This is a genomic window from Paenibacillus sp. 01T422, assembly GCF_056398785.1.
The window spans coordinates 1-918 of the sequence record NZ_JBFTQB010001419.1; the positions used below are offsets into that span (position 1 = coordinate 1).

2 protein-coding genes are annotated in these 918 nt (G+C 32.4%); one reads left to right on the plus strand and one right to left on the minus strand.

The genetic code is table 11. From position 1 onward, the window contains the following. Positions 1–3: 3 nt before the first annotated feature. The gene (locus AC1DUA_RS39210) at positions 4–453 is read right to left on the minus strand and encodes a DUF6843 domain-containing protein (RefSeq protein WP_477504819.1); all 450 of its coding nucleotides are present in this window, start codon (positions 451–453) and stop codon (positions 4–6) included. A 138-nt stretch (positions 454–591) separates the two neighbouring features. Between AC1DUA_RS39210 and AC1DUA_RS39215 the strand changes: the two genes are divergently transcribed. Continuing rightward, positions 592–918 (plus strand): hypothetical protein (locus AC1DUA_RS39215; RefSeq protein ID WP_477504820.1); only part of this gene is annotated, 327 nt, incomplete at its 3' end.

Below are 918 nucleotides of genomic sequence, written 5' to 3' on the forward strand. Positions count from 1 at the left end.
GACTCATGGTTCTTTGGAAGGTCTTACTTGATCCCACTGTTCTTTTGAACCTACATAAAAGCTAAGTTTTTCTTTTAATTCTTCTGATTCACCATCTGTCTTTCCTATTGTTCCGGAGGTAGTAGAGACACCATGAATCATTTCCACATTAGTAGGAAATTCTTTTTGTGTGCCCTTCTCATCAACATAATAAAATCTCATAGGACCCGTTACGTTTTTACTTAAAGTCTTTATTTTTCCGGATGGAGGAACTTCAAAAATAATATTATTTCCTTCATGTTTTAAAGATGTGGAATCTAGCTGGTCGAAAGTTACCTCTACCCATCCTGTATAATCATTTGGTAATAAAAATTTATTAGTTGGATTATCAGATTTATTTAATATAAATAATGTCCCTACTACTRGACAAACAAGCACAGCAACTACAAATGTAATTCCTAGTATCTTCTTCATAACTATCCCTACTTTCTAATTAGAAACTGCCAGTACTTCATTGAATACCTCTTTTATTGTAATATGGAATTTATGGAATTATAAGTATTTAAACTGAAAATATCACAAAAAAGATTATGGTGAAAGGAGTTATTATCAATGAAAGGGTTTCTAATACACACGTTAATTGTTGGAGTAAGTTACTTGTCTGGAGTTATTTTTTACAAAGCAGCCATGTATCTACTTGCCATACCTGAAAAAAGTGAGGTCGATCTACTTTACCCATGGATTACTATCTTTTTTATCTTCTTTGCTCTTCCGATTTACTATGTATTAAACTTGTTTCTCCGATTTTTCAATTTTCGATCAATCGTAACAAGTACAATTTTAAAGACTGTTGTGTTAGTAGTGTTTAGCTTGTTTTCCGCCATAATGGTGCCTTTTATCTTTGGCGGTTTTGGGTATCTAGGAAGAAGAGAATTTTTC